This window comes from Stieleria neptunia (genome assembly GCF_007754155.1).
Lineage (GTDB): Bacteria > Planctomycetota > Planctomycetia > Pirellulales > Pirellulaceae > Stieleria > Stieleria neptunia.
Window position 1 is genome coordinate 1,368,441 of the sequence record NZ_CP037423.1, and the last position, 25,533, is coordinate 1,393,973.

The window sequence follows — 25,533 nt, forward strand, 5'->3', positions numbered from 1 at the left end:
AGTGTGCCGCGAGGCCTTACGGCCAGCGGCTCACGAGTTGACTCAGCCGATGCGGACTCAATCAACGGCCCGTCGCGTCCCGCTAGGATGTCGGGCTGGGCCTGCAACGGTTAGGCTCCCAATTGGTGCCACCCACTTAATGTGGCGGGGGCGACGCGGAGTGTGCTGCTAGCAAATTAGGCGGTGCCACGTAGAGGCTGCGATTGGTGGGTGGCACCAATCGAGGTGAGCCGTGACGCGTATGCGGCCGGGCCTTCCGACGCGGCCCGAGGCCTTACGGCCAGCGGCTCACGAGTTGACTCAGCCGATGCCGACTCAATCAACGGTTAGCGTTTGACGCGCGCGTTGCCCTGCCAGATGCTCCACACCTGATCTTCGTCGGCGGGTTGGCCGTAATCGGTCAGCATGGTTGCCGCCAGCGCCCCGGTGGCCCAACCGAATTGCGTGCTCTTTTCGACATCCCATCCGTTGAGCACGCCATAGAGCAGTCCGCCGACGAAACCATCACCGCCGCCGATCCGATCCAAGACTCCGATTTGGCGTGGCTCGACGACGGTAAAGTCGGTTCCGTGAGAGACGATGGCGCCCCACATGTGGGAGTTGGCACTTTCGACTTCCCGCAGCGTGGTGGCAAACAAGGTCGTGTCGGCATACTCCTTTTTGACCCGCCCGATCATCTCTTTGAAACCATCGATTTTCGCCCCGATGTCTTTTCCTCCGGCTTCGGGTCCCTGGATATCCAGGCACAATTGAAAGTCTTCTTCGTTGCCGATCAGGATGTCCGAGAGGCTGGCGATCTCTTTGAACGCGGCCGACAATTCGTCTTCGCGGCCGACCCAAAACGAAGCCCGGTGGTTGAGGTCAAATGCAATCCGCGCGCCGTGCTTCTTGGCCGCGCGGGCGATTTCCAAACAGAACTGGCTGGTTTCTTCGGACAACGCGGCGATCAAGCCAGACATGTGAACGATCTTTGCCCCTTCGTCGCGAAAGATCCGATCCAAATCAAAGTCTTTGACGCTGAGCAGGCGTCCGACTTCACCGGCGCGGTCGTTCTGGACGCGTGGTCCGCGCGAGCCCCAACCGCTGTCGGCCATGTTGATCTGGTGCCGAACGCCCCAGGGTGTGGCTTGTTCGAATTCGGGGCCTTCGTAGTCCATGTGTCGCCGCGCCAAGTCGTCCTTGATGAACCGCGCGATCGGACTGTCTTTGACGAACGCCGTCAAAATCTTGACCGGCAATCCGAGAAAGGACGACACGCTGCCGACGTTCGACTCGGCGCTCGTCGCTTGCATCTTGAAGGTGTCGCTGCAGTGGAACGGCTGATGGTCGACCGGCGTCAGCCGGGTGCCCATGCTGGTGGGGATGACGAGGGCGTACTTGGCGTCATTGCGAAGTTCGATCATTTCCGATGGTCTCGTTGTGCGACGAAATGGTTGGGGGAATGGAGAGGTAGGGGTTCGGCCTGTCGGCGGTTGTGATGACAGGCTGGAAGCCTATCACACAGCGGTTTGACAGGCTGGAAGCCTATCACACAGCGGTTTGACAGGCTGGAAGCCTATCCCACAGTGGTTTGACAGGCTGGAAGCCTATCCCACAGTGGTTTGACAGGCTGGGAGCCTATCGTGCGGAGTGTCAGATGGTGACCGATGCGAAGCCGCCGTCGATCGCGATGTTTTGTCCGGTGACGAAGGACGACGCCTTGCGACTGGCCAGCCAGATGGTCGCACCGGCCAGCTCTTCCGGTTTGCCGAATCGGCCCATCGGCGTGTGCCCGATGATCTGGCCGCCACGCTCGGTGTAACTGCCGTCGTCGTTGAACAGGAGTTTTCGGTTTTGTTCGGCGGGGAAAAAGCCGGGGCTGATCGCATTGACGCGAACCCCCGTGGTCGCCCATTCACGGGCCAGCCACATCGTCAGGTTGATCACCGCGCTCTTGGCTGCGGAATACGCAACGACGCGCGACAGCGGGATGATGCCGCTCATCGATGCGATGTTGATGATGCTGCCCACGCCCGCATCGATCATGTCTTGGCCGAACACCTGGCAAGGCAGCAGTGCACCGCCGACCAGGTTCAGATCGAAAACATCGCGCCAAGCGTCCAGAGGCAATTTGCAGAAATCGCCTCCCGGAGGAATCGTCGCCTCGGGGCGATTGCCGCCGGCCGCGTTGACCAGCACCGAGGTCGGCGCGCCGGCCCACTGGGAAATCGCCTGCCGGGCCGCATCGAGCGACTCGCCGCTCAATCCATCGGCGGCAAAGAATTTCGCCTCGCCGCCGCCGTCGGTGATCTTCTTGGCCCGCGCTTCACCACGCTCGGCGTTGCGGCCGATCACGGCGACCTTGGCGCCGCCGGCGCCGAGTGCTTCAGCCATCAGCCCGCCCAATTCGCCGGTTCCACCAATCACCGCCGCGACGTCGCTATTGAGTTCAAATAGATTATTCATGGGCGGTAATTTAATCTGTCCGGCGGCCCGCTAACAGTGTGGGTTGGAGTTTACCCGCCGATCGAATACATCGGCCGCTCGGGCGGCGAAAAGTCGCCGTCGTCGATCCCGTGGCCGGCCGCCTTGGCCGCAACCGCCCGCCGAAACTGGTCGACCAATTCGTCGTCGCGAAGGCCACGTCGCAACAACTCTCGGATCGAAAATTCTTGCTGTGAGAACAAGCAATTTCGAATCGCGCCGTCCGCTGTCAAACGAATGCGGTCGCATGCATCACAAAACGGCTTGGTCACCGACTGGATCAGCCCGATCGACTGCCCGCCCGGCAAGCGGAAATCAGTTGCCGGCTGGGACGCGACCGGCGGGGGAACCGGCACCAGCGGCCCAAACGCTCGCTCGATCATCGCGCCGATCGTCTCGCCGCTGAGCACATTCTCGGTCCGCCAGCAGCGGTCGGTGTCCAGCGGCATGAACTCGATGAACCGAATTTGAACGTTGCGTTCAATGGCAAACTGGACCAGCGAGATGATTTCGCTTTCGGTGACGCCTTTGACGGCCGTCGTGTTGAGTTTGATCGTTTCAAACCCTGTCGCGATCGCGGCGTCGATTCCGCGGATCACCTGGTTGATACCGCTCCGCCGCGAGACCTTTTGAAAGTTCACTTCGTCCAGGGTGTCGATGCTGATGTTCAATCGCTTCAATCCGGCCCGCCGCAACGGTTCGGCAAACTGCTCCAACAGAATCCCATTGGTCGTCAACGACAAATCGTCCAATGCATCGATCGACGCCAGCATCTCGACCAGTCGGGGCAGGTCCTTTCGCACCAGCGGTTCACCACCGGTCAGACGAACGTCCCGGATCCCGCAACGCGAGGCCAACACGTCGGCGATCCGCCGGATCTCTTCAAACGTCAGCAACGTCGCACGCGGGGCGAACTCGGCGCCGATTTCCGGCATGCAGTAAAAGCAGCGCAGATTGCATCGGTCGGTCACGCTGATCCGCAGACTGCGGTGGACGCGATCGAATCGATCGACCAGCGGGTCAGCGATCGCGCTGTCGGTCGGACGTTCGGCAGGGGAAGGCGTGGTCAATCGTCGCGCGTCGACAGGAGGGAGATGGAGTGCAGAACCGGCAACAGGCGTCGCGTCGCTTCAGCCTAGCCGAATTCAGTCGGATTTTCGACGTCCTCGATCGCGCGGACGCGACCAGAGGGGATGCGAGCGGGACCACCCATTGGAGCAGTCTCACAAGGCGTTTCGATACAAACGCTTACACAACGCAGCACCGAAGGGGGGAGGGGTGGCGATTATTTGCTGTGTAAGGTCCATGAGGCCGGCATTGCGCTTTGCGTCGGGCCTTGCTTCGCGTTAATTTCGAACGCCTTGGCGGCGGCGAAGTCGGCCGTAAACCGCATCTCGCCAGGCTGATTGATCCTCTCGTCTTTCTTTTCCCAGCCGGCGTTTTTCCCGATTCGTTCTAGGTGGTGATCATGCGCAAGCAACGCGATCGACTTCAATGGGTTCTCCCTGCACTGTTCCTCGTCGCATGGATCGGCTCGTCATCGCTTGACCCCGCGGTTTCTCAAGCCGGTGAGTTTCCGGTCAAAAGTTCACGCGACGTGCGGCTGATGAAAGCCAAGGTTCGGGCATCGCAGTTTCTTTCCAAAGCCACCTTCGGTCCGACGCAAGCCTCGATCGACGCACTCGCCCGCCGAATCAGTGAAGTCGGTTACAAACGCGCGACGTCGCAATGGATCGACCAGCAATTCGATTTGGCGCCTTCCTCGCACGAAGCCGTGGCCCGCGACATCATCCACGTCGATGGACGCGAGCCGGACACACAGGGCATCGGTGTTGCTAACTACCGTTATCAAGCCTGGTGGCACATCGCCCTGACCGGCGAAGATCAACTGCGCCAGCGGGTCGCCTGGGCGCTTTCCCAAATCTTTGTGATCGGCGACTCGGGGACCGGTTTCAACAATGACGACAGACGTTCGCTCGGTGCCGGCCAAGTCTCGATCACCGATTGGCTGGGGATGTCCGATTATTACGACATGTTGTGCGACGGTGTCGACGGGACGTATCGCGAGCTACTCGAAGATGTCACCTACCATCCCTGCATGGGTGATTGGCTGAGTTCGCGAGGCAATCGCAAAGCTGACCTCAGCGCGGGGCGTTTCCCCGATGAGAACTACGCGCGAGAGATCATGCAACTGTTCTCCGTCGGTCTGTACCACATGCACCAAGATGGTCGCTTGAAGACCGATGAAGACGGCAACTTGATCCCCACCTACGACAACGAACAAATCAAAGAACTGGGGCGATTGTTCACGGGATTCAAATACAAACACTACTCTCGAAATGACTTTTACGTGCCGCGCAACTTCGGCGATCCGATGGAGATTCATGTTGCCGAGCACGACAACAACTTGAACTACTCCGAAGACCCGGGTGCCCCGGCGAGCAAGACGGTGTTCGGCACGGTGTTGCCTCCGCTGCCGTCTGCGGTGACGCAAGCGGACGTGAAAGCCGAGATCGGCGCGGGGCTCGATGCGATCGCCGGTCACCCCAACGTGGCCCCGTTCATCTGCCGTTTGCTGATCCAGCGGCTGGTGAAATCGAATCCGTCACGGGCGTACCTGCGACGCGTGACGCGAATTTTTAATGACAACGGCCGCGGCGTTCGCGGTGACATCAAGGCGGTGGTCAAAGCAATCTTGACGGACCCGGAACTGTATCGCGGCCAACGTACGGTGCGGCGACGGAGCCCGACCCGCGTGGATGTGATCGTTCGCGGCACCGAATACAGCCGTCTGCGTGAACCGATCCTGCGTGCGACCTCCCTGATCCGAGTGATGCGGCCGACGACGAACTACGCGGCCGGCTACATGATGCTGTCCGCCGGCGTCGGCGGTGAGTTCGGCCAGATGCCCTTCCGTTCGCCCAGCGTTTTTAATTTCTACCTGCCCGACTTCCAGCCCCCCGGCGACTTGATCGGTTACACGCCGACGCGGCGAAACCCCTATGACGCGTTGGTCGCACCGGAGTTCCAAATCCTCAACGGCGTGACCGCCAACAAAACGCTGAATCGTTTGCGAGTCTGGACCTACAGGCGTTACGTGGAATATGGGATGCGAAAGGGCTCGTGCCGGATCACGTTCCACCTGGAACCGGAATTGGAGTTGGCGCGAGACCTGGCCAACCTGGATGAAATCCTGCAGCGTTTTGATCTCTGGTTGTGCAACGGGTCGATGAGCGAAGCGACCAAAACGAGCATCAAGAACGCCCTCGCCAGCGAACCGTCCGCCTCCAACGTCGAGCGTCTCGAAGTGATGCTCAACGCCGTGGTCCTGTCCCCGGACTGCGCGATTGAACAATAGGCCGAGCCAGAGGCCGCGTCTTCATTCGCCCCGATCAATCAAACGGCTTGATCGGCGCTTTACCCCAACACTTGTCTGCTTTTCCGGATCCTTTGCCATGAATCTTCACTCCAGCGAATCGATCTTCACTTCGCGCCGCGCGTTGCTCAAAGCCGCCGGCGGCTGCGGCCTGATGACGAACACCTCGTTGATGGCGACGCTGTTGAATCTGCAAGCGACCAAGTCGCTGATGGCGGCCGAAACCAACCCGACCGGTTACAAGGCGATCGTTTGCCTGTTTCTGCTCGGGGGCAACGACTCCTACAACATGCTGACGCCGTACGACGGAACCGCGACCAGCGGCGAATACGGCGACTACGTGGACGTCCGCGGTGGCATCAATGATCCCGACACCAACCCGGGTGGCCTTGCCCTGGATCAAAGCTCGCTGGTCTCCATCGCCGGACCCGACTCACGGAATTTTGGCCTGCACCCGGCCATGGCCGCCCAAGCCTTTGCCGACCCGGAACCCGATCCGCTGCCGGACCCTTCCACCACCGGTGTCGCCGGTCTCTACAACGCGGGAAAATTGAGCTTCGTTTCCAACGTCGGCTCGCTGATCGAACCGACCACGCGGGATCAGTACAACGCGCGGGCCGGGCTTCCCCTGGGGTTGTTTTCCCACGCCGACCTGCAACGCCACTGGCAGACCGGTTTCCCGCAATCACGCAGCAAGATCACCGGCTGGGGCGGTCGCATGGCCGATCTGCTGCAGAGTACCAATTCCAACCCGAGCGTCTCGATGAACATCTCGGTCAACGGCATGAACCTGTTCCAAACCGGTTCGGACGTGGTTCCCTATGCGATCGGAAACAACGGCGCGACGAAGGTGAACGGTTACGCCGGCAGCCTGGGACGCCAGGATCGGATGAATTCCCGGGCCATCAATAACATTCTGGATCAAACCTACAACGACCTGTTGGCGAAATCATTCGCCGAAACCAACCGCAACTCCGCAGACGCCGCGCTGCAATTCAATACCGCCACCGATGCGGTCGACATCAACACACCGTTCGCATCGGAAAACCCGAGCAACCAACTGAAAATGGTGGCCAAGGTGATCGGTGCCCGAGCGAGCCTCGGTCAAACCCGCCAGATTTTCTTTGTCACCAACGGCGGTTGGGACAACCACAGCGGTCTGATCGGGGCCCAGCAAACCAATCTGGCCGAAGTCAGCCGCGCGATCCGGTCCTTCTATGACGCCACCGTTGAATTGGGCATCCAAAACGACGTCGCCCTGTTCACCGCCTCGGACTTCGCCCGCACCCTGGGCACCAACGGCCAGGGCAGCGATCATGCCTGGGGCGGCAACCAGATCGTCGCCGGCGGAAGCGTCGACGGCGGCAAGCTGTTCGGCAAGTACCCCACCAGCCTCAGCACTCCGGTCGATTCGATCGCCGGCAACCTGAACCTCGGCCGCGGACGCCTGATCCCGACCACCTCGGTCGACGAGATGGCCGCGGACCTGGCGATGTGGTTCGGCGTCGGCAACAATCAAGACCTGGTCGACGTGATTCCCAACATCCGAAACTTCTTCTCCTCCGGCTCGACCGCCGGCCCGCTCGGATTGTTCACCTAACCCAAGTGGCGTAAGCTTCCAGCTTGCGTTCCGTGGCGTAAGCTCGCAGCTTGCGATCCGTACCCTGATGGCAAGCCGGCAAGCTTACCCCACCCCGATGAGCTACGACGACGAAGAAGACGAGGAGTTCGACTACGACGAATTCGTCGAGCGCGAGTTCGGAACGCCGCTGCGTTCCAAAAGCACGCCACTGCACTGGCAACTCGTCGCGATCGGTCTGCTCGTTCTGTTTGCACTCTACACTTGGATGTCGCTGGGACTTTGGATGCCGTTTTGAATTGTGACGATGGCGTCACACCGAGCCTGCGCCACACCCTCGATCAATTGATCCGAAACGGGGTGATCGCGTCGGCGGTCTATCGCAGGGCAACCGCATCGACCAACAGCGATGCCCTGGCGGAGCTGCAGACGGACCGGATCGACGATCGCTTGCTGCCGCGACTGGTCCTGGCCGACCGGCAGACCGCCGGCCGCGGCCGACACGGCAATGCGTGGATCAGCGAGGACGACGCGTTGACGTTTTCACTGGTCATCCCGTTTGAATTGACCCACCCGTCCGCCTCCGTGCTGTCGCCCGCCGTCGGCGTCGCAGTGGCCCGCGCGATCGAGTTCAGCTGCCCGCCCTGCCGCGTCGCACTCAAATGGCCCAACGACATCTGCACGCTGCGGTCAAGTGATTCCGCCACGCCCCCCAGGCTGCACAAACTGGGAGGCATCCTGATCGAAACCAACGCGACCATCGGCGGGCGGATGGTGGTCGGGGTGGGATTGAATCTGAACGGAAAACCGCAGCTGGATTCCCCGCACTCCACGCCGCCGGCGTCCATCGCCGAACTCACCGATCGCCACGTCAGCCGCGAATCAATGCTGGCCGCCAACGCCGAATCGCTCGCCGAAATGCTCGGGGAACTCGACGAGGGGCCCGATGAATGGATCGGTCCGTACCGGTCGCGATGCGCGCTGGCCGGTCACGACCTGTCATTGAAACAGAGCCGCGAAACGATCACGGGGCACTGCACCGGCATCACCGACGACGGATCGCTGGAGTTGATCGTCGACGGCAACCGGCGACACTTTCGCAGCGGCGAAGTCCAACGCGTCCGACCGGCGTAGCGACCGTGGGAGAGGCTGGAAGCCTGTCAATCCAGTGGGATAGGCTTCCAGCCTGTCAATCCAGGGGACGACAGGCTGGAAGCCTATCCCACTTCTGTTTAGCCCTGACATCCCGGGCACCAATACAGCTTTCGCGCGGCGATTTCGATCGTTTCGATGGAGCGGTCACAACGGGGGCAAGACGCTTTGCCATAAACGCGGAATCGATCGCGGCCTTCCAGTGTCGCTCGCGGCGCGCCGGCCTCCTTGGCCGTGACGGTGATGATCTTTCCATACTTCAATCCCGTTCGCATCATCTTGACCAACGACTTCCACAGCGAATCAAACGTCGCCTTGCCCAGCTCGATACCGGGGGTACGCGGATCGAGGCCGAGTTCGAAAAATAGCTCGGCGCGAAAGATGTTGCCGACACCCGCGACCACGGACTGATCCAAAACGAGCGCCCCGATCGGTTTCCCACTGACGCGAACGGTTTCCCAAACAAGCGCCTTCTTGCGGGCCGGCGAACCCTCGGCGAGCGGGTCCGGGCCGAGCTTGCCGATCACTTCCTCGCGGGTTTGCCGATCGATGACGCGGCAGGTCGTCGGGCCGTTCAGATCCAGCGACCATGTCTGGCCCACCCATCGCATCCGGACCAGCCCGACCGGAGCCGGCGGCGGCGTCGAGTGCATTCGATACTTCCCGTACCGGCCGAGATGAACATGAATCAGACGATCGTTTTCAAAGTGATAAAACAGGTGCTTGCCGATCGCCTCGCAACGATCCATCACCCGGCCGGAAACCTTGCGCGCGTCGCCGCGAAACCGTCCTTGCGGACTGGTCACCTTTAACGATTGCCCGGCAAACCAATCGGTGTGTTGGCGGGCAAGGAAATGGGTCTTGTGTCCTTCGGGCATGGTGCTGGCAAACCTTCAATGGCGGCAAATGGCGATCGGGTGGCCGACAACAGATTTTCAAAAAATCTCGTTGACAGGCAATACGAACTACCGTACTATCTCGATAGCACACTCAATCACTGGTTCCTCGTTCAGGTCCAGCCATGTTTTTTTCGATCGACGTCCAAAGCGACGTCGCGATCTATTTGCAGCTCGTTCGGCAAGTCAAATTTGCCATCGCCGCGGGAACCATCCGCCCGGGACAACTGCTCCCGAGCGTCCGTGCGCTCAGCAACCAGGTCGCGCTCAACCCCAACACGGTCGCCCGGGCCTTCAACCAGCTGCAAGCCGACGGTGTGATCGAGGCCTTGCGTGGCCGCGGCATGGTGGTCCGCGACGTGGCGGTCGAGATCTGTCGCCGCGAGCGCGAGACGGTGTTGAACGAACGCATCGGATCGGTTTTGGCCGAGGCCTGGCATGCCGGGCTTTCGAAAAAGCAGATCAAGACTTTTGTGGACGATCACCTGCGTCAATTGGTGGATACCGAGCCGGCCGTCATGGTGTCGTCCACCGAACCGAGCGACAACGGGGGAGCCGACGATGAATAGCGAAGCACCAACAACCGACCGTCTGTCTCAACGGAGCGAAACGACCATGGAACCCGTGATCACCACCGACGCACTGACCATGCACTTCCGCCGCTGTGACGCGCTGATGGGCGTCAGCTTGGAAATCCAGCCGGGAACGGTGTTCGCACTGTTGGGCGAAAACGGTGCCGGCAAGACGACGATGATCCGCATTCTGACCGGGTTCCAAAAACCGACCAGCGGCTCATGCACGGTTTGCGGCGTCAACCCGCTGCGGAACCCTCAGGGCGTACGGCGTCAAATCGGTTACGTCTCCGACGCACCGGCGCTCTACGATTGGATGACGGTCGCGCAGATCGGCGGCTTCACGGCGTCGTTTTATGATGACTCGTTCTTGCCGAACTATGAAGCGTCGATCCGCCGCTACGAGATCCGCCCGGAACAGAAGATCCGCCATCTTTCCAAGGGCCAACGTGCCAAGGTCGCGCTCTCACTTGCCCTCGCCCATGACCCGTCGCTGTTGATTTTGGATGAGCCCACTAGCGGGCTGGACCCGAAGGTGCGTCGCAACTTTCTGGAATCGATGATCGACCGCGCCGCGACGGGGCGAACGGTGTTCCTGTCCAGCCATCAGATCAGTGAAGTCGAGCGGGTCGCCGACACGATCGCGATCCTGCACCACGGCCGAATCCGGTTGCTCGGCCCGCTGGCGGAGCTGCGCGAATCGATTCACGAGGTGGTCATCGACGTCGATGATCCGCTGCGATCGATCGCACCGCCTCCGGAGCCGGCCGAAGTGTTGACCGAAGAGACGTCGGGCCGATCCCGCCAATTGTTCGTCCGACACCTGTCACCGGAAATGATCCACGCGCTTCGCGAAACGCCGGGCGTGACGGAGGTCCGGACGCGTGTCGCGACACTGGAAGAAATTTTTGTCGCCTGCACGTCCGACCGCACCGCACCGGCGATGACCGCAACGATGTCGGCGGCGATCTGAGACCATTGCTGAAACCAGTCGGAACGCGCAAGCGTCCGCGGCACCCGAACGAGTTACTCCTTTGACCAGCCCGTGGGCTCGCGCCCATCGGTTGATGCAACCGCCGTCCCCGGGCGGAACACTTCAATTGATCTGACCATGAGCACCGAAGCAACACTCACTGCACTGACGACGACGCGGCACGAAGCTTCTTCGACCGCGTGGTTCTGGTGGAAGGAAACTCGCCAGCTGGCACCGTTGGTGGCGCTGCTGGCGATCGTCTCGCTGTTGATCATCGTCATCAACGCCATCCTGGGCGTTGCGATGGAATCGTTTCGATTTCAATTGCCCCATGAAGTGACAATGCTGGTCTTTCCAGGTCTGTTCGCGACCGGGGCAGGCCCCTTGTTGGTCGGCCAGGAACGGTCTCAACGCACGATCGATTGGCTGGCATTGCTGCCGATCTCGTCCAAGCGACTCGCGACGACAAAATTGCTGGTCGGCATGGCCGGCCTGGCCGTGATGTGGGCGTTTGCGTTGCTGGTCATCACGGCGTTTGATCTCGGGCAACGCGACACATCGCACTGGACGATCGGCGGCCAGACCGGTTATTCCGGTAACCCGTTCAGCTATCCGGTTTGGATCTCCCATTCGTTGTTCGTGTTGCTGGCGGGTTTTTATGTCGCCTGGCGGATCAAGAATCAATTTTATTCGTTGATCGCGTTGATTCCGCTGGCGTTCTCGCCAATGATCGCGACGTCGCTGATTTCCGAGTTTTCCGATCGCCCGATGGCGACGGGCCCATTGGATTGGATCAACTTTGGGTTCACGTTGCTGGGGATTGCGATCGTCACTCCGATCACCTATCGAGCCGCGATCCGCACGCTCGGTGCCGCGGATGCCCCTGCGGTCACACCGTTGTTGGACGTCGCGCCGCATTCCCCGGCACGCGAAACGAACGATTCCATCGCCCCCACGTTTGGAACGCAAACCGCGCCGATCATTTGGCAATCGATTCACTCGGCCAAGGGCATGTTGGCGATCTTGATCGGCATGTTGCTGGTCAGCTTCCTGGCCGCGATTCAAATGGCGGCGGTGGATCGGTACCGCGGGATCATCGGCCTTTTGCCATGGCTGCTGCTGATGGCTCCGCTTGCCGTCTGCTGGTTGGGGATCAGCGTGTTCAAGCACGACGGGGCGTCCGAACGGGTGCGTTTCTTGGCCGACCGTGGCGTCTCACCGGGCAAGACTTATTTCGCACTGCATGCGGTACCGATCGCCATCCTTTGCGGTTCGCTCTTGGTGTATGGGCTTTGGAATCTGACGATCATCCATCGGGAGGCGGTCTCTGATTTCGCCGCGGGTTTGCCGTCGCTGGTGACGATGCTGATGATCGTCGTTTGGATCTATGCGATCTCCCAGTGGGTCAGCCAGTTTGTCCGCACGCTGATTTTGTCGGTCATTCTGGCTCCGATCCTGTCATTGGTGACGGTCGGCTGGCTGGTGTTCGCCTACGTCTCACTCGGCTTTCCGATCTACGGTTTGATTCTCTGCGGGCTCGCTCCGATGGTGGCGACGTACGTGATGATGCGGCGTTACATGGACACGTCTGACCGACCGTTGACGTTCGTCGTCGGCGGCGGCGTGGTTGGGCTGATCGTGTTGTTGCCGATCGGCTTTGCCACCGCTCACGTGCTCTCGGTCCCCGCCATGGATCCGACACTGCGATCGGAGCTGATCAGCGAAGCCCAGCGTGATTCCGTCGGGAACGCCCCGTCGGCCTACCTGCGGATGACGGGGCTCATGGTAGACGACTCGCATCGGTACGATCCGTTCCGCGACAAGATGAAAGAGCTGGAAGGTTCTCTGGGCCGCTACAACCTAGACCCGCTGGAAACCGTCGAGCCGATTCGATCCAGGGCCGGCAGCAAAGTGATCGCCCACGTCGGTCCGCACGAGTACTCGCGTTGGCATGGCAACCTGATGCGGGCACGGATCCAGTGGCGACAGACCCAAGACGATCAAGCGTGGACCGAATTGGCGAATTGGCTGGACGCGTCCGCTATCCTGCTTCCCGCACTCCGCCGCAGCAGCCTGCTCTCGGACCAGGAAGTTGCCGATCGCCTGGAAGTGTTGCTGATCGATACGCTGCAACACGAGGTGCCCGTCGACCGTGTTGACGCCGCCGCCGTTCAGACCGCCATGCAAGCCATCGGAACACCGGCCAGTCGGGCAGCGGCGCGTCGCCGCGCGGTGGTGGTGACATGGCAACACAAGTTCCAGGACGACCGGGGACGCTATCTGAATCACAATCTGACGGTGCTGGGTCATCTACCTCCGGGGCTGGTCGGTTGGATGCAGCCGAGGCTTTATGATTCGTTGGTCGCCGCCATGCTGGAGGGGATCGATGCCGCGGCCAACCGCAGTGACGACATCGGTTGGCGACTGAAACTTCACCAGCTTCATCAAACCGGTGGCGTGTTCCAGGCGAGTCGTTACGGCGACGAACTGCGCAGCATGCCGGCGATCGAAACGATGATCCTCGGAAACGTCAACGGCTACGGCCAACTCTGGGGCCGCGACTGGGAATACGTTGAATTACAGATCGGGAAACAACCATGAGTGCTTCACCAAAATCCTCTCGAGACCGAACGATGATCGCCTTGGCGATCGCTCCGCCGATCGCGCTGGTGCTGTTCTGCGTCTCGGCCGCCGCAACCTGGCGGTCCGGTGCGGCAAAGATCAGACCGATGCTGGAGCGGTCGTTCCCGCCCGAGCTGATCGATTCGCCGGTTGCCCTGGCCACCGACTACGCGGCCCGAACCAGTCAGGAGCACACGAAATCAAACCTGGAATTGATGTTTGCGATCGACGTGCTCAACGACCAATACCAGATCTTGTTTGAAGTGCTGGATGAACAGGAAGATCTGTTTGAAAACCTGGACGAAGAGCACCCGATCGACAAGTTCCTCGACGGCTATTTGGCCGAAGCGGCACCGTTGCTGGAAATGGCCAAACAGCTCGAACTGGATCAGTCCTCGATTTGGCATGCCAACGAATTCGGAAATCCCAACCGATATTCGAGCGGGCTGCGCTCCATCCGTGGATTGCCCGAGTTGTTGCGAGCGGAATTTCGCGGTGCGGTTCGTGACAAACAGACCGATCGGGCGATGGAAGCCTTTCGACTGTTTCAGCGACTGGGTATCGGACCGACCGAACTCGTCTCCCACCGCATCCTCCCGTTGGTCACCGAGTCGATCGCCACGGGGATTTGGAGTGAATCTGAGCTGGATGAAATCGTTCATCGGATCGAGGCGTCACCGGATTTGAACCAGGCGTGGCAGGACAGCATTCGCTCGACCAAACTGGCGCAGATCCCTTGGTTGCTGCGTGGCGAAGTCGTCCAGACGTGGCGTCATGACCCGATGCCGAAAACGTTCGCCCCCAGCCGTCGCATCGAATGGCTCAATCGCAACGACCAATTCTCGCGTGTCGGCGGAATCGGAACATTTGCCGCGATCAAGCGGGTGATGAAACTGCAAGAGAAGTTCCGTCGGGAATCAGGTTCCGGGTTGGATCTGGCGCTCCAGATCCCCGCGTACAATCAACCCTACAGCGCGGGCCAATCGAAAGACTACTTGGCGACGGTTTACACCCGTGTCGCCAACGAACGCCGGTACGCCCGGACGGCCGCCGCGGTGGCGAGGTACAAGCTAAAGTTCGACCAATACCCGGCAACACTCAACGATTTGGCCAAGGTGAACCTACCGGCCAGCGCAACCCTGGATCCGTTAGGCGGACCGTTTCAATTCGCGTCCGATGGAGAGAGATGTGAATTGGGCAACGCGTCGATCTGGTTCACCGATGGCCGCGGCTACAGCGGAACGTTCGGCACGCGTGATGGAACGCTTTCCGCGATTTTAAAACAGTTTGTGGTGCTCAAGTTCCGTTGATCAGCGTGGCGGAAGCCGTCCAGGATTTCGGCCACGCATCACCGTCTCACGCGTCGCAACTGAACACCCGATGGCGTCAACCCTTTCTATGTCTGTCATGCAACTTGCCTGATGACAGAATTTAAGGCCCGGAGGGCCGGCAGAGTGTCTGCCGGTGGCGTGAGCCACCGGAGATGATTCCAAGGAATGTCCAAGGCCCAACGGGCCGACACAATGCCTGGATTTTGGTTCCTTTTGTGCCGGCCCTTCAGGCCTCAGCCTTTCGCGTGCTGATCTACCGGTGGCTAACGCCACCGGCAAGCATTATGCCAGCCCTCCGGGCCTCAGCGGAGGCATCTATCGATTTCAGTAGCGAGAGAATTCAGGAAAGACCGCAATGGAAGCCGCCACGTATTTCGGCAAGCCAACGGTGCGGTCCCCCAACCCTTAACGAGTTCCGCGACCTTATCTGCGAACTTTCACCTTCATCTCAAACGTCGTCTTCTCCGGCTGCAGACATCTCGCTTGATCACAGGCTTGCGAGTCAACGACCACGGTGAACGTTGCCGTGCCGGACTTCGCCGCTTCATCGACCGTGACCGGGACTTTGAACTCGATCTTCCCGGCGTAAGTATTGAGTTCGGTTTTGAGGATCGGATCGGTTCGCGACTCCGGCTTTGGCGCGACGATTTCACCGACCGTGATCGCCGCATCGCTCGTGACCGAAACCTTCGTCGGGATCAAAAACTCCGCCTCGGGATTGGTCGCGTAAAGATGCCAGCCGTCATCGATGTCCAGCGTCACCGTGACCGTCAACGTCTCGCCGGGGCGCGCCTGAGACTTCGACAGACCGACCGTGAACGTGATCGGGTCAACGCGTTTGGTGTTGCCTTCGGCGGTCTTTTCGGAGCCCGCCGCGGACGTGGCCAGATAGCGAGACACTCCGATCAGCAGATGTTCGGTCGTGTGCGGTTGTTTGGCCATCACCCCCGAAAACGACTGCAGCGTTTTCTCGGCCGAGTCGCGATACTTGGTTTGGCCCGTCAACTCGGCCAGATTGACCAGCAACTGCGCGGCGATGCCGTTGGTGTTGGGCATGTTACCGCCGCCACCCAGGTTTTTCGAACGCACGATCAAGGCTTCGTGCGAGTCTCCGGTGAAAAAGAATCCGCCGTCCGCGTCGTCTTCGAATTCAGCGAGCATGAAATCAACCAGCCCGGTCGCTTCGTCCAGCCAACGTCGCTGATCGGTCGCGGCGTGCAGTTCTAACAGCGCCTTGCAGAAGTAGACGTAATCATCCAGGTAGCCGGGCAGCTTGGCGGTTCCGCCGCGGAACGTACGGAGCAGCTTTCCATCGCGGATCATCGATTGGAGGATGAAGTCGGCCGCGGCGGCGGCCGAATCGATGTATTTCGGTTCCTCCAAGACTCGGCCGGCGTGTGCCAGGGCGTCGATCATCAATCCGTTCCAGCTGGTCAGGATCTTGTCGTCCTTGTGTGGCTGGGGCCAGGTCAGCCGATCGCGCAGTAGCTTGTCTTCCATCGCTTCGATTCGATCGATCAACCCTTGCTTGCCCAGCGGATGAGATTGGGCGACAGCGTCGAGGGACTGTTTCAGGTGGGGGATGTTTTCGCCGGTCTTGTGCCCGGTCGATTCCTCCAAAAAGTTGCCTTCGGGGACGATGTTGTAGATTTGCGAATACAGTGCCGCGTCTTCTTCGCCGAGTACGTCTTTGATCTTGTCGGCGGTCCAGACATACGCTTCGCCTTCCTTTCCGACTTCACCGGAATCGAGCGCGCTGTAGAACGCTCCTTTGGGCGAAGTCATTTCGCGGCGCACCCAGCGATCGATATCCTCGACGGCGTCACGGTAACGTTCGTTGCCGGTGATCTGGTACCCGTCGGCGTAGATGCGCATCAGTTGCGCGTTGTCGTAGAGCATTTTTTCGAAGTGCGGCAACAGCCAATCGGCATCGGTCGCGTAGCGGTGAAAGCCGCCGCCGAGATGGTCGTGCATGCCGCCGAGCCACATCGCGTCGAGCGTTTTGGTGATCGGTTCGATCAGCGACGTGTCACCGCTGCGTTGGTATTGGTCGATCAGCAACGCCAGAGTGCCGTGGGGCGGGAATTTTGGTGCCCCGCCGAATCCGCCGTTTTGGGGATCAAATTGACCGACCAGTTTTGCGATGGCTTGGTCCACCAGTTCCAGCGACAGCGGGACCGCCTCAATGGCCGCCGTCGTGCTCGTCCGCTTGGCCGCGTCGGCCAGCGCGTCGGCTTGGCGATTGACGTCGTCGCGGCGATTGACCCAAAACTCGTTGATCTGTTTCAGCACCGAGATAAAGGTCTGCTTGGGAAAGTACGTTCCCGCCATCCAGGGCTTGCCGTCGGGGGTCAGCCAAACGGAATTGGGCCAGCCCCCGCGGCCGGTCATCATCTGCGTGGCCAGCATGTATTGTTCATCGATATCTGGTCGCTCTTCGCGATCGACTTTGATGGCGACGAAGTACTTGTTGATGACCGCGGCGACTTCGGGGTCTTCGAACGATTCGACCTCCATCACGTGGCACCAGTAACACGTCGAATAGCCGACCGACAAAAAGATCGGTTTATTCTCCCGCTTGGCCTTGGCGAACGCTTCCTCGCCCCAGGGGTGCCAATCGACCGGGTTGTGGGCGTGTTGCAGCAGGTACGGACTGGTTTCGTTGATCAACTGGTTTGTGTACATGTGCTCGGGCTCCTGTGCGGAAATGGAGCGTCCGAGAGCAAGCAATGCCACGAGGAGGGCGAGGGGAGGAGTGCGCATGCATTGACGCGGATCGATCATGACCATCACTTGAAAGAGTCGTCCAGGAAGGGAGGGGACGATTCATTGTAGCGGCGATCGTCGACCGCTTCGCGCCCCGCGTGACGGCTTGTTGGCTTTGTGAGCCGTGACGCGTAAGCGGCCGGGCATTGCGGCGGCTGCCCGAGGTCTTACGGCCAGCGGCTCACCATTGACTCGGTGGATCGTGGATCAATCAGCGGATCGGTCAGCGACCGGTCCGTAGTGAAGCCAACGCCAACACGCGCCACTGGCTGACGCCACGTGCTGGGACGCGGCGCAAGCGTGACCTTGCCCCTACTGCAGGATCATGTCGTCGACGGTCATGCCGCCGGGGATCATCGGCAGGACGTGCTCTTGGTAGGGCACTTCGACGTCCAGGACGTAGGGACCGGGATGGGCGATCATTTCGCGAATCGCGCCTTCCAGGTCGGCTTTCTTTCTCACCGTCGCCGCACCGCACCCGTAGCCTTGTGCGATCTTGACAAAGTCGGGGTAGCGCTCGGTGGCGTAGGAAAATCGTTCCGCCTCGCTGTTGCCGCTGGCTTCGTTGTGATGGATCGGGCCCAAGTAAGTGTGGGCTCGGTTTCGATCCATGAAGCGATCTTCCCACTGCACCACCATGCCCAAGTGCTGGTTGTTGAGCAGGAAGACTTTGACGGGTAATTCTTCGCAGAAACAGGTCGCCAGTTCTTGGACGTTCATCTGGAAACTGCCATCGCCGTCGATATCGATGACCAACGAATTCGGCAGCGCCGCTTGAATGCCCATCGCGCACGGCAGCCCAAATCCCATCGTGCCCAGCCCGCTGCTGGAGTGCCAGGTGCGGGGGCGTCGGAATCGGTAGAACTGTGCCGCCCACATCTGGTGCTGTCCGACACCGACGGAGATCTGGGCATCCATGTCCGCGGTGATGTCACTGAGCGTCCGGATCGCGTGTTGCTGCAAGATCCCGTCGAACTCCGAGTCATACTTGAAGGGGTACTTCGCCTTGAGTTCTTTGCAGTGCTCGCGCCAGGGATCGATGTCGCATTTGGTGACGGTTTTATTCAGAGCGTTGAGCACCTGTTTGACGTCGCCACGGACCGGGATGTGGGCTTCCTTGTTCTTGTTCAGCTCGGATCCGTCGATGTCGACGTGGATGATCTTGGCGTCCTTGGCAAACGCTTCGACTTTCCCGGTCACGCGGTCGTCAAAACGAACGCCCAGGGCGATCAGCAAGTCGCAATCTCGGACGGCGTAATTGGCATAGGCTGCGCCGTGCATGCCCAACCAGTCCATCGAGTTTTCGTTGTCCGGCGGCACGGCACCGATGCCCATCACGGTGGTCACGGTCGGAATGCCCGTTTTGTTGATGAACTCGTTGAGCTCTTCGCTGGCGTTGCCCAAGATGATCCCGCCACCGGCGTAGATCATCGGGCGACGGGCGAGTCGGATCGCGGCGGTGAGCTGACGGATCGTTTCGCTGGCCACCGGCGGCGGCGCCGCTTCGTAGCCGGGCAGATTCATCGGCGGATCGAGATCCAGGTTGCTCGTCACGTCCGACAACTGAACGTCTTTGGGCAGATCGACCAACACCGGCCCCGGGCGTCCGGAACTGGCGATGTGGAACGCCTCCTTCATCACGCGCGGCAATTCGCTGATATCGGTGACCAGGTAGTGGTGCTTGGTGATTCCGCGGCACACCTCGACCATCGGCGTTTCTTGGAACGCGTCCGAACCGATCGCTCGGGTGGGAACCTGGGCGGTCAGACAGACCATCGGAATGCTGTCCAGTTTGGCGTCGGCGATTGCGGTGACCAGGTTGGTTGCCCCGGGGCCGCTGGTGGCCAGCACCACGCCGACCCGGCCGGTCGAACGGGCGTAGCCTTGGGCGGCAAACGCCCCGCCCTGCTCGTGACGCGGCAAAATCGTCCGAATCGAATCGCCGTAACGCGTCAGGGCCTGGTGCAACGGCATGCTGCATCCGCCCGGATAGGCGAACAGTACATCGACCCCGTGATCTACCAGTGATTTGACAATGATGTCGGCTCCGGTCATCACGCGGTTTTCAGTGTTGGCAGCTTTTGCGGTGCTCATGAGTGGGAAATTGCTAGGACGAAATGGAAATGGAGACGTCGAAAGTAGGGAAACTGACATTTACGTGGCAGGGAGAACTTCCGAACCTAGCCGCTAACGTAAGTGGGGGCCGAAGCTTAGGCAATGCGAAAAACACCCGGCAAAGATGACTAGTTGGTTCAATTTGGCAGCAATCGCCCTGGGCGGGGCAATCGGATCGCTCTGCCGCTACGGCGTGACGCTCACCGCGGCAGCGCTGCCGGGCGGGTCGACGATGCTGGGAACCACGATCGCCAACATCGTCGGATGCGGCCTCTTGGGAGCCCTGTCTTCCCTTGACCCGACCCAATCGGAGTCGATTGAGCGATTAATGCTCGCCGTTCGGGTCGGATTCCTGGGCTCGTTGACCACGTTTTCCACGTTCACGGCCGAGTCCTCGATGCTGGCCGGCGAAGGTCGTTGGGGGGCATCGGGCATCTACGTCCTGGCCAATCTGATCCTCGGCTATTTGGCACTGATTCTCGCGGGCAACCTGGTCAGGTGGTGGATTCAAACATGAACAACAGAACTTTGATGCACCAGAGAGACCACGAATCTGGAGGTCGCGTTCCCCGCCAAACGGCGAAGACGCCCGCCACAGCCTGCCGATGCACCGGGTCAGGGAATCACCCTCCCGTGTGGAGGTCGCGCGGTTCCAAAGTCGTTGATCGCAAGGGGGGTTCGTCACTCTCCCCCTGGGCATTGGTGTCGACACAACTTCGGTCACCCTCCCTGCCAGGGAGGGTCGAGCGCAGCGAGGGGAGGGTTGATGGATTGTTGCTGAGTGATTCCGAGCCACATAGACCCTCCCCGCGTCGTCGTAAACTCCTCCGCGACCCTCCCAGAGGGAGGGTGACTTCACGTTTTGCGACCTGTGCAGACGTCAATGCCTGCCAGGAGGGTGACTTTAAAACCGCACGACCTTTGTGCGGAAGGGCTTTGTGCGGAAGGGGCGCGGGAAGGTCTCTCCCGGCGTGGGCAGCCCTGATCACGATGTTGTCCCTCGCACTGGTCGGCACCCCGGCAGCCCAGGCCCAGCCGGCCCCCAACGGCCCCGATCGCCTGCGATCGCTACCGCCGATTCAAGCCCTCCCGATCACGTCGGGCGCCGGCTCCAAAGGCACCGCCCCGGCCGCGCTGACGTCTCCGCCGTATTGCGATAGCGACACCCTGCGCACCTCGGCGACGATTCGGGCGCTGCAGTTTTGGGGGCAGGAGCGTGGCGTTGCCGTCGGCGACCACGGCAGCATCCTTGTCACCGCCGACGGCGGACGATCCTGGAAGGATGTGGAAAGCGGCGTGCAGTGCCGACTCAATGACGTCCTGTGGGTCGATGACCGCATCGTCGTCGCGCTCGGCGGCGGTGTCGATGTGGTCACGCGGATCAGCCGCGGCGCGATTTTGGTCAGCCATGATGCAGGAGCGTCGTGGCGTCGATCGGCTGATTCCGAGTTGCCGTTGCTGTACTCGGTGGAGCGCACCCGTGGCAACCACTCCGGCGACCGGCGTTCTTCCATCACCGCCGTCGGTGCCCCGGATCCGATCACCGGAGCCACCTCGTTTCAATCACGCGACGGCGGACGTAGCTGGCAATCCATGCTCGCCCCGCGAGCGGTTGCATCGACCGACGCGTTGCAACGATCGCCGATCCGACCGACCGCCACCGCCGAACAGTCGGCAGACTTGTCTGAGCGCGTCAACACGCGATCGATCATCCGCGCCTCGTGCCAACTCGACGACCAAACCATCTTGTGTGCCGGCGACCACGGAAACATCTTTCGATCCACCGATGGCGGACAAACCTGGTCGGCCGTGCGGTCGGCTGCGTGGTCGAACGACGCCTCGCAGGGACCGCCCGGGGCCTGTGCGATGTTGGTGATCGCCGCCAACGAAGACCGGGTCCCGTGGGCATTGATCGGACGCGAAACGTTGGAAAAACGATTGCGTTGCAATCTGGTCGTCGGGACGCTCGACGCATCTGGGGCCCATGCACTCGACCATGCACTCGACCAAGCCGCGATGAGGCTGGGCGTTGCGGCGGTGGACTCGTTTGCTGCATCCGACGAGGACGTTTCGCTGGCGACATTGCGACGTTGGATCGACGTCCACCAGCCGCCGATCCTGGTCCTCGACGACGAACTGTCTGCGGAAACCAAGACGGCGCTGTTGCAACACGCCGTCGCCGGCGGGGCCGAAAAAGTGGTCGAGTACGCGCTGCACGGTCGCGGCGAGACGCTGCTGCACGACAGCGCGATGCTTCCCGAAAGCGGCGTGCTGGCAGGTGATTTCGCTGCCGACGGTTTGATGTTGGTCTCAGACTTTGAATTCGCCAGCGACGCCGACGTCGTTGAAAATCCCTGGGTCGCCATCAACACCCGTTACAGCGGTGGTTCCCAATTCGCCCGCGGTGACAGTTTAGGCCTGGGCGTGCGTCTGAACCGTGGGCACCGTTTGCCGCCGCGCCAGAGCAAAGCCAGTCGTCGGCGATTGCACATCATCCAAGGAAGACTGAAACAGCAAGCGGCCATCATCGAGTTACTGGGGACGCAAACGGACGCATCAGGACAAACGGCTCCCGACAAGTTTGCCGAGGCGCTCAGCCGGCTGCTTGATCAAACCAGTCGCGAAGATCAATTCCGATCCGCCTGGTCGATCGCGCGGCGGTCCGTCGGTCAATCAAATCCGATCGCGGTGTGGGAGGAGGTCGCACGCCGATTCGACGGGGCCTCCGCCGCCCAACTGCTGGGACTCCACGCCCGGGCGCGACAGCAGAGCCAGGAATGGGATCGCCATCGGGCGCTGATCAACGGCCTGCGTCCATCCGGTGCACCGGTCGCCACTTCCTCAAGCGGCGTCCAGTCGCTGCCCGACGCCGCCCAAGAACTGTTGCCGACGGTCGGCGGTCACGCGGCGATCGTTTCACCGTTCCAGTCCAACCGTACCGCGACCCCGGATTCGCAACCGGCTGTGATCCAAGCCTCCGCGGCGCTTCCGCTGGGCAATCACCGCTTCAACGGCCTGCACCGATCCAATCGCCTGCTGACCCCCTTTCGCCAGGCGTCCGAGCACAGGCAGGAACACAAGATCGACCTGGCCTGGCAAATGCATCCGGTTCGTTTGATCGTCGAAGACGCATTGGCCCGGAAGCAGCGAAGTGCGACCGAACAGGCCGCGACCGAACAGGCCGCGACCGAACAGGGCGAGAAAGCCCCCACCCGAAGCGCCGTGGCGGAGCACGATTTCTCCGCCGACGTGCGGCGCATCGCCGATCATCAGTCGCCTTGGTCCAGTTTGCTTCGGCCGTCTTCCCGCCAGACCGCGATCGCCGTAAAAACCGCAGCACCTCCACGATTGGACGGTCGACTCCAGGAACCGTTCTGGAACGACACCGATGCCCAACCGGCGCAGACACGAGGCCGGAGACCGCTGACGCTTCGATTCGCTTGGGACGAACAGTACCTGTATGTCGCGGTACAGGGCTCCGCCGAGCACTTCGTCAAAACGGTTGATTCCGAACCGGTGGGGCGTCGCGATGCGGACCTGACACAATCGGATCGCGTCACATTGGGATTCGACATCGATCGTGATCTACTGACCGCGATGAACCTCAGCTTCACCCGCCGGGGCCGGACCCACGACGACCTGGACGGCTCGGACCGCTGGAACCCCACCTGGTACGTGGCAACCCATGCGTCCGGCGACGGCGTCCTGACCGCGGAGATCGCGATCGAACAACGCAGTCTGGCCGTGTCGCTGCGAGAGGGAGACACCTGGTTCGTCGAAGCCCAGTCGCTCGCCGCCGGCCGACCGAGACGCTACCACCTGATGCCCGATCCGTTGACACGGGTCCGCGTGGATTTTCGTTAACCCCGATAAACCCTTGCATGGTTGGATCGCAAGCCACTGTCCCCCGGTTCGCCACGCGAATCGAGAATCACCTCACCGTCGATTTTTAATTCCATCGCATCATCCGGATCGGACAGCGGTGAGAGCCGAACGGCGACGGTCAACGTCTGGTTGTCGTCGGCGTAACGAAGCAGAGACAGACTGTTCTCCAGGTCGGTCTGGACCGTCAAGTTGTCATCAACCAGCAAGCCACTCGCGCGACACCGTTTCCGCAGTTCGATCAACTGGCGATACCACTGCAAGGTCACCGCATCGCCGTCGGCGCGGGAACCAATCTTCGCCGCGGTGAACGCGGCCGGATCGGTCGGCAAGACTCCGCCGTCCCAATCATGTTGGGGATACTCACGGCGGCGGCCCTCGACGACCGCTTGACGCAGTCCCGGGTCCGAAAAATCGACGAAGAACCGAAACGGATGCTCGCACGCGAACTCTTCGCCCATGAACAACATCGGGATCGCCGGCACCAGCATCATCAGCGCAGCGGCAGCACGCTGGGCATCGGCGGACGTGAGCTGGTGCAAGCGGACGCCCAGCGGATGGTTGCCGATGAAGTCGTGGTTCTGAATCGAATACACCAAACCATGCGTGTCGACACGACGGGGGGGCGTCGATCGTCGGCGTTCGCTTCGCAGGGTGCCCTCGTAAACATAGCCATGCCGCAGCGTGTGATCCAAATCGGTCTTGGGCAAGTACGGACGATGGCAAAGCTGTTCGCCGGGGCGGAGAACCGAAAACGTGCTGTGCAAAAAATCGTCGCACCACATCGCGTCGAAACCGATCCCGCCGCTTTCACGATGAACCGTCATCTCGGGATCATAGACGTTTGATTCGGCGATCAGCATCACGTTGCGTCGGTTTTGACGCGACCAGAATGCCACTTCGTCACTGATCTCGGCGGCCACGTGTGGTTCACGATCATCCGCCATGCAATGAATCGCGTCGACACGCAACCCGTCCAGATGGAATTCGTCCAACCAGTACACCGCATTGGCGGCAAAGAAACGCCGCACCGCATCGCCGTGAACGGGATCATCGAAATTCGGAGCATCGCCCCAAACCGTCTGATGCTTGGACGAAAGGTACGGACCGAATTCAGGCAAGTAGTTGCCTTCCGGCCCCAGGTGGTTGTACACGACGTCCAAAAACACGGCCAACCCCGCGGCGTGGGCGGCGTCGACGAAGCGGCGAAAGTCGTCCGGGGTCCCGTAGGCATTCAACGGTGCGAACAGCGCAACGCCGTCGTATCCCCAGTTCCAGCGGCCGGCCGATGCCGCGACCGGCATCAACTCGATCGCGGTGATCCCCAATTCCACCAGTTCATCGATTCGATCGATCGCGGCGGCGAACGTGCCCTCGTCGGTAAAGGTCCCGACGTGAAGCTCGTAAATGATCAACGCGTCGCGACTCGGGGCGCGATAGTCCTGGTCGCTCCAATCAAAGCTCGGATCGACCACTTCGCTCGGTCCGTGGACCCCTTGGGGTTGAAACCGTGACGCGGGGTCCGGCCGCTGTGGCCCGCCGTCGACGCGAAAAAAATAACGCGATCCGGCCGTGACCCCGGCGACCGTCGCGTGATGAAACCCGACCGAATCCTTGGTCATTTCAATCGCTTGCGGTCCATCGACCACGTCGATGCCGACCCGATCGGCCAGCGGCGCCCAAACCGAAAAACAGGTTGACCCGTCGGCCAGTGGCCGAGCCCCCAGGTGTTGATGAACTTCGATCGCGGGACAGTTGTGAATATCAATCATCGGCTTTGATGAAGCATGTCGAAAAATGGATCAG

At 61.0% G+C, this 25,533-nt stretch carries 18 protein-coding genes; 10 read left to right on the forward strand and 8 right to left on the reverse strand.

The window, feature by feature from the left end; translation table 11 throughout:
- Window positions 1–326: 326 nt before the first annotated feature.
- The 4 genes from Enr13x_RS04830 to Enr13x_RS04845 all read right to left on the reverse strand — a co-directional run bounded on the left by Enr13x_RS04830 (window position 327) and on the right by Enr13x_RS04845 (window position 3,958).
- Window positions 327–1,403, reverse strand: coding sequence for a sugar kinase (locus tag Enr13x_RS04830; RefSeq protein WP_145384966.1), 1,077 nt, complete (start codon window positions 1,401–1,403; stop codon window positions 327–329).
- Window positions 1,404–1,632: 229 nt separating this feature from the next.
- Complete coding sequence (locus Enr13x_RS04835; RefSeq protein ID WP_145384967.1) at window positions 1,633–2,445, reverse strand: SDR family oxidoreductase; 813 nt, start codon at window positions 2,443–2,445, stop codon at window positions 1,633–1,635.
- 50 nt (window positions 2,446–2,495) lie between these two features.
- Window positions 2,496–3,533 carry a GTP 3',8-cyclase MoaA gene (moaA, locus tag Enr13x_RS04840; RefSeq protein WP_231744096.1) on the reverse strand — a complete coding sequence of 346 codons (1,038 nt, stop codon included), beginning with the start codon at window positions 3,531–3,533 and terminating at the stop codon, window positions 2,496–2,498.
- 215 nt (window positions 3,534–3,748) lie between these two features.
- The gene (locus Enr13x_RS04845; protein ID WP_145384968.1) at window positions 3,749–3,958 is read right to left on the reverse strand and encodes a hypothetical protein; all 210 of its coding nucleotides are present in this window, start codon (window positions 3,956–3,958) and stop codon (window positions 3,749–3,751) included.
- Between Enr13x_RS04845 and Enr13x_RS04850 the strand changes: the two genes are divergently transcribed.
- From Enr13x_RS04850 to Enr13x_RS04860, 4 genes are all read left to right on the forward strand, one after another.
- Window positions 3,932–5,821 (forward strand): DUF1800 family protein, encoded by a 1,890-nt coding sequence (locus Enr13x_RS04850; RefSeq protein WP_145384969.1) that lies wholly within the window; start codon window positions 3,932–3,934, stop codon window positions 5,819–5,821. The two genes, Enr13x_RS04845 and Enr13x_RS04850, sit on opposite strands and share 27 nt — an antisense overlap.
- 97 nt (window positions 5,822–5,918) lie before the next feature.
- On the forward strand, window positions 5,919–7,439 hold the full coding sequence (locus tag Enr13x_RS04855) for a DUF1501 domain-containing protein (protein ID WP_145384970.1): 1,521 nt from the start codon (window positions 5,919–5,921) through the stop codon (window positions 7,437–7,439).
- 97 nt (window positions 7,440–7,536) lie between these two features.
- A complete protein-coding gene (locus Enr13x_RS37715; protein ID WP_197455788.1) occupies window positions 7,537–7,716 on the forward strand; it encodes a hypothetical protein in 180 nt (59 codons plus the stop codon).
- Window positions 7,713–8,552, forward strand: coding sequence for a biotin--[acetyl-CoA-carboxylase] ligase (locus Enr13x_RS04860; protein ID WP_197455789.1), 840 nt, complete (start codon window positions 7,713–7,715; stop codon window positions 8,550–8,552). The genes Enr13x_RS37715 and Enr13x_RS04860 overlap by 4 nt, the downstream gene beginning before the upstream one ends.
- 98 nt (window positions 8,553–8,650) lie before the next feature.
- Here the strand turns inward: Enr13x_RS04860 and Enr13x_RS04865 are convergent, their stop codons facing one another.
- Entirely contained in the window at window positions 8,651–9,448 is a 798-nt protein-coding gene (locus Enr13x_RS04865; protein ID WP_145384972.1) for an Fpg/Nei family DNA glycosylase, read from the reverse strand.
- A gap of 143 nt (window positions 9,449–9,591) precedes the next feature.
- Between Enr13x_RS04865 and Enr13x_RS04870 the strand changes: the two genes are divergently transcribed.
- The 4 genes from Enr13x_RS04870 (at window position 9,592) to Enr13x_RS04885 (ending at window position 14,943) form a co-directional block, all read left to right on the forward strand.
- Window positions 9,592–10,035, forward strand: a complete 444-nt coding sequence (locus Enr13x_RS04870; RefSeq protein ID WP_145384973.1) for a GntR family transcriptional regulator — start codon at window positions 9,592–9,594, stop codon at window positions 10,033–10,035.
- A gap of 46 nt (window positions 10,036–10,081) precedes the next feature.
- The gene (locus tag Enr13x_RS04875; RefSeq protein ID WP_145392111.1) at window positions 10,082–11,011 is read left to right on the forward strand and encodes an ABC transporter ATP-binding protein; all 930 of its coding nucleotides are present in this window, start codon (window positions 10,082–10,084) and stop codon (window positions 11,009–11,011) included.
- Window positions 11,012–11,149: 138 nt separating this feature from the next.
- Window positions 11,150–13,612, forward strand: coding sequence for an ABC transporter permease (locus Enr13x_RS04880; RefSeq protein WP_145384974.1), 2,463 nt, complete (start codon window positions 11,150–11,152; stop codon window positions 13,610–13,612).
- Complete coding sequence (locus tag Enr13x_RS04885) at window positions 13,609–14,943, forward strand: hypothetical protein (RefSeq protein ID WP_145384975.1); 1,335 nt, start codon at window positions 13,609–13,611, stop codon at window positions 14,941–14,943. Before Enr13x_RS04880 ends, Enr13x_RS04885 begins: the two co-directional genes overlap by 4 nt.
- Window positions 14,944–15,387: 444 nt before the next feature.
- On the opposite strand, the gene Enr13x_RS04890 is transcribed toward Enr13x_RS04885, so the two are convergent.
- Window positions 15,388–17,649: a DUF255 domain-containing protein gene (locus Enr13x_RS04890; protein WP_197455790.1), complete on the reverse strand. Its 2,262-nt coding sequence runs from the start codon at window positions 17,647–17,649 to the stop codon at window positions 15,388–15,390.
- A gap of 393 nt (window positions 17,650–18,042) precedes the next feature.
- Window positions 18,043–19,824, reverse strand: coding sequence for a biosynthetic-type acetolactate synthase large subunit (gene ilvB, locus Enr13x_RS04895; protein WP_231744097.1), 1,782 nt, complete (start codon window positions 19,822–19,824; stop codon window positions 18,043–18,045).
- A 145-nt stretch (window positions 19,825–19,969) separates the two neighbouring features.
- Between ilvB and Enr13x_RS04900 the strand changes: the two genes are divergently transcribed.
- Complete coding sequence (locus Enr13x_RS04900) at window positions 19,970–20,362, forward strand: fluoride efflux transporter FluC (RefSeq protein ID WP_145384977.1); 393 nt, start codon at window positions 19,970–19,972, stop codon at window positions 20,360–20,362.
- Window positions 20,363–20,835: 473 nt separating this feature from the next.
- A complete protein-coding gene (locus tag Enr13x_RS04905; RefSeq protein WP_197455791.1) occupies window positions 20,836–23,709 on the forward strand; it encodes a hypothetical protein in 2,874 nt (957 codons plus the stop codon).
- On the opposite strand, the gene treZ is transcribed toward Enr13x_RS04905, so the two are convergent.
- Complete coding sequence (treZ, locus tag Enr13x_RS04910) at window positions 23,706–25,499, reverse strand: malto-oligosyltrehalose trehalohydrolase (protein WP_145384979.1); 1,794 nt, start codon at window positions 25,497–25,499, stop codon at window positions 23,706–23,708. The two genes, Enr13x_RS04905 and treZ, sit on opposite strands and share 4 nt — an antisense overlap.
- Window positions 25,500–25,533: the final 34 nt, after the last annotated feature.

Coding starts and splice junctions, on each gene's coding strand:
- Enr13x_RS04855 (WP_145384970.1), top strand. CDS start 5,919: ATGAATCTTCACTCCAGCGAATCGATCTTCACTTCGCGCCGCGCGTTG.
- Enr13x_RS04835 (WP_145384967.1), bottom strand. CDS start 2,445: ATGAATAATCTATTTGAACTCAATAGCGACGTCGCGGCGGTGATTGGT.
- Enr13x_RS04890 (WP_197455790.1), bottom strand. CDS start 17,649: ATGTACACAAACCAGTTGATCAACGAAACCAGTCCGTACCTGCTGCAA.
- Enr13x_RS04865 (WP_145384972.1), bottom strand. CDS start 9,448: ATGCCCGAAGGACACAAGACCCATTTCCTTGCCCGCCAACACACCGAT.
- Enr13x_RS04830 (WP_145384966.1), bottom strand. CDS start 1,403: ATGATCGAACTTCGCAATGACGCCAAGTACGCCCTCGTCATCCCCACC.
- Enr13x_RS04900 (WP_145384977.1), top strand. CDS start 19,970: ATGACTAGTTGGTTCAATTTGGCAGCAATCGCCCTGGGCGGGGCAATC.
- Enr13x_RS37715 (WP_197455788.1), top strand. CDS start 7,537: ATGAGCTACGACGACGAAGAAGACGAGGAGTTCGACTACGACGAATTC.
- Enr13x_RS04880 (WP_145384974.1), top strand. CDS start 11,150: ATGAGCACCGAAGCAACACTCACTGCACTGACGACGACGCGGCACGAA.
- Enr13x_RS04850 (WP_145384969.1), top strand. CDS start 3,932: ATGCGCAAGCAACGCGATCGACTTCAATGGGTTCTCCCTGCACTGTTC.
- Enr13x_RS04870 (WP_145384973.1), top strand. CDS start 9,592: ATGTTTTTTTCGATCGACGTCCAAAGCGACGTCGCGATCTATTTGCAG.
- Enr13x_RS04885 (WP_145384975.1), top strand. CDS start 13,609: ATGAGTGCTTCACCAAAATCCTCTCGAGACCGAACGATGATCGCCTTG.
- ilvB (WP_231744097.1), bottom strand. CDS start 19,824: ATGAGCACCGCAAAAGCTGCCAACACTGAAAACCGCGTGATGACCGGA.
- Enr13x_RS04875 (WP_145392111.1), top strand. CDS start 10,082: ATGGAACCCGTGATCACCACCGACGCACTGACCATGCACTTCCGCCGC.
- treZ (WP_145384979.1), bottom strand. CDS start 25,499: ATGATTGATATTCACAACTGTCCCGCGATCGAAGTTCATCAACACCTG.
- Enr13x_RS04905 (WP_197455791.1), top strand. CDS start 20,836: ATGTTGTCCCTCGCACTGGTCGGCACCCCGGCAGCCCAGGCCCAGCCG.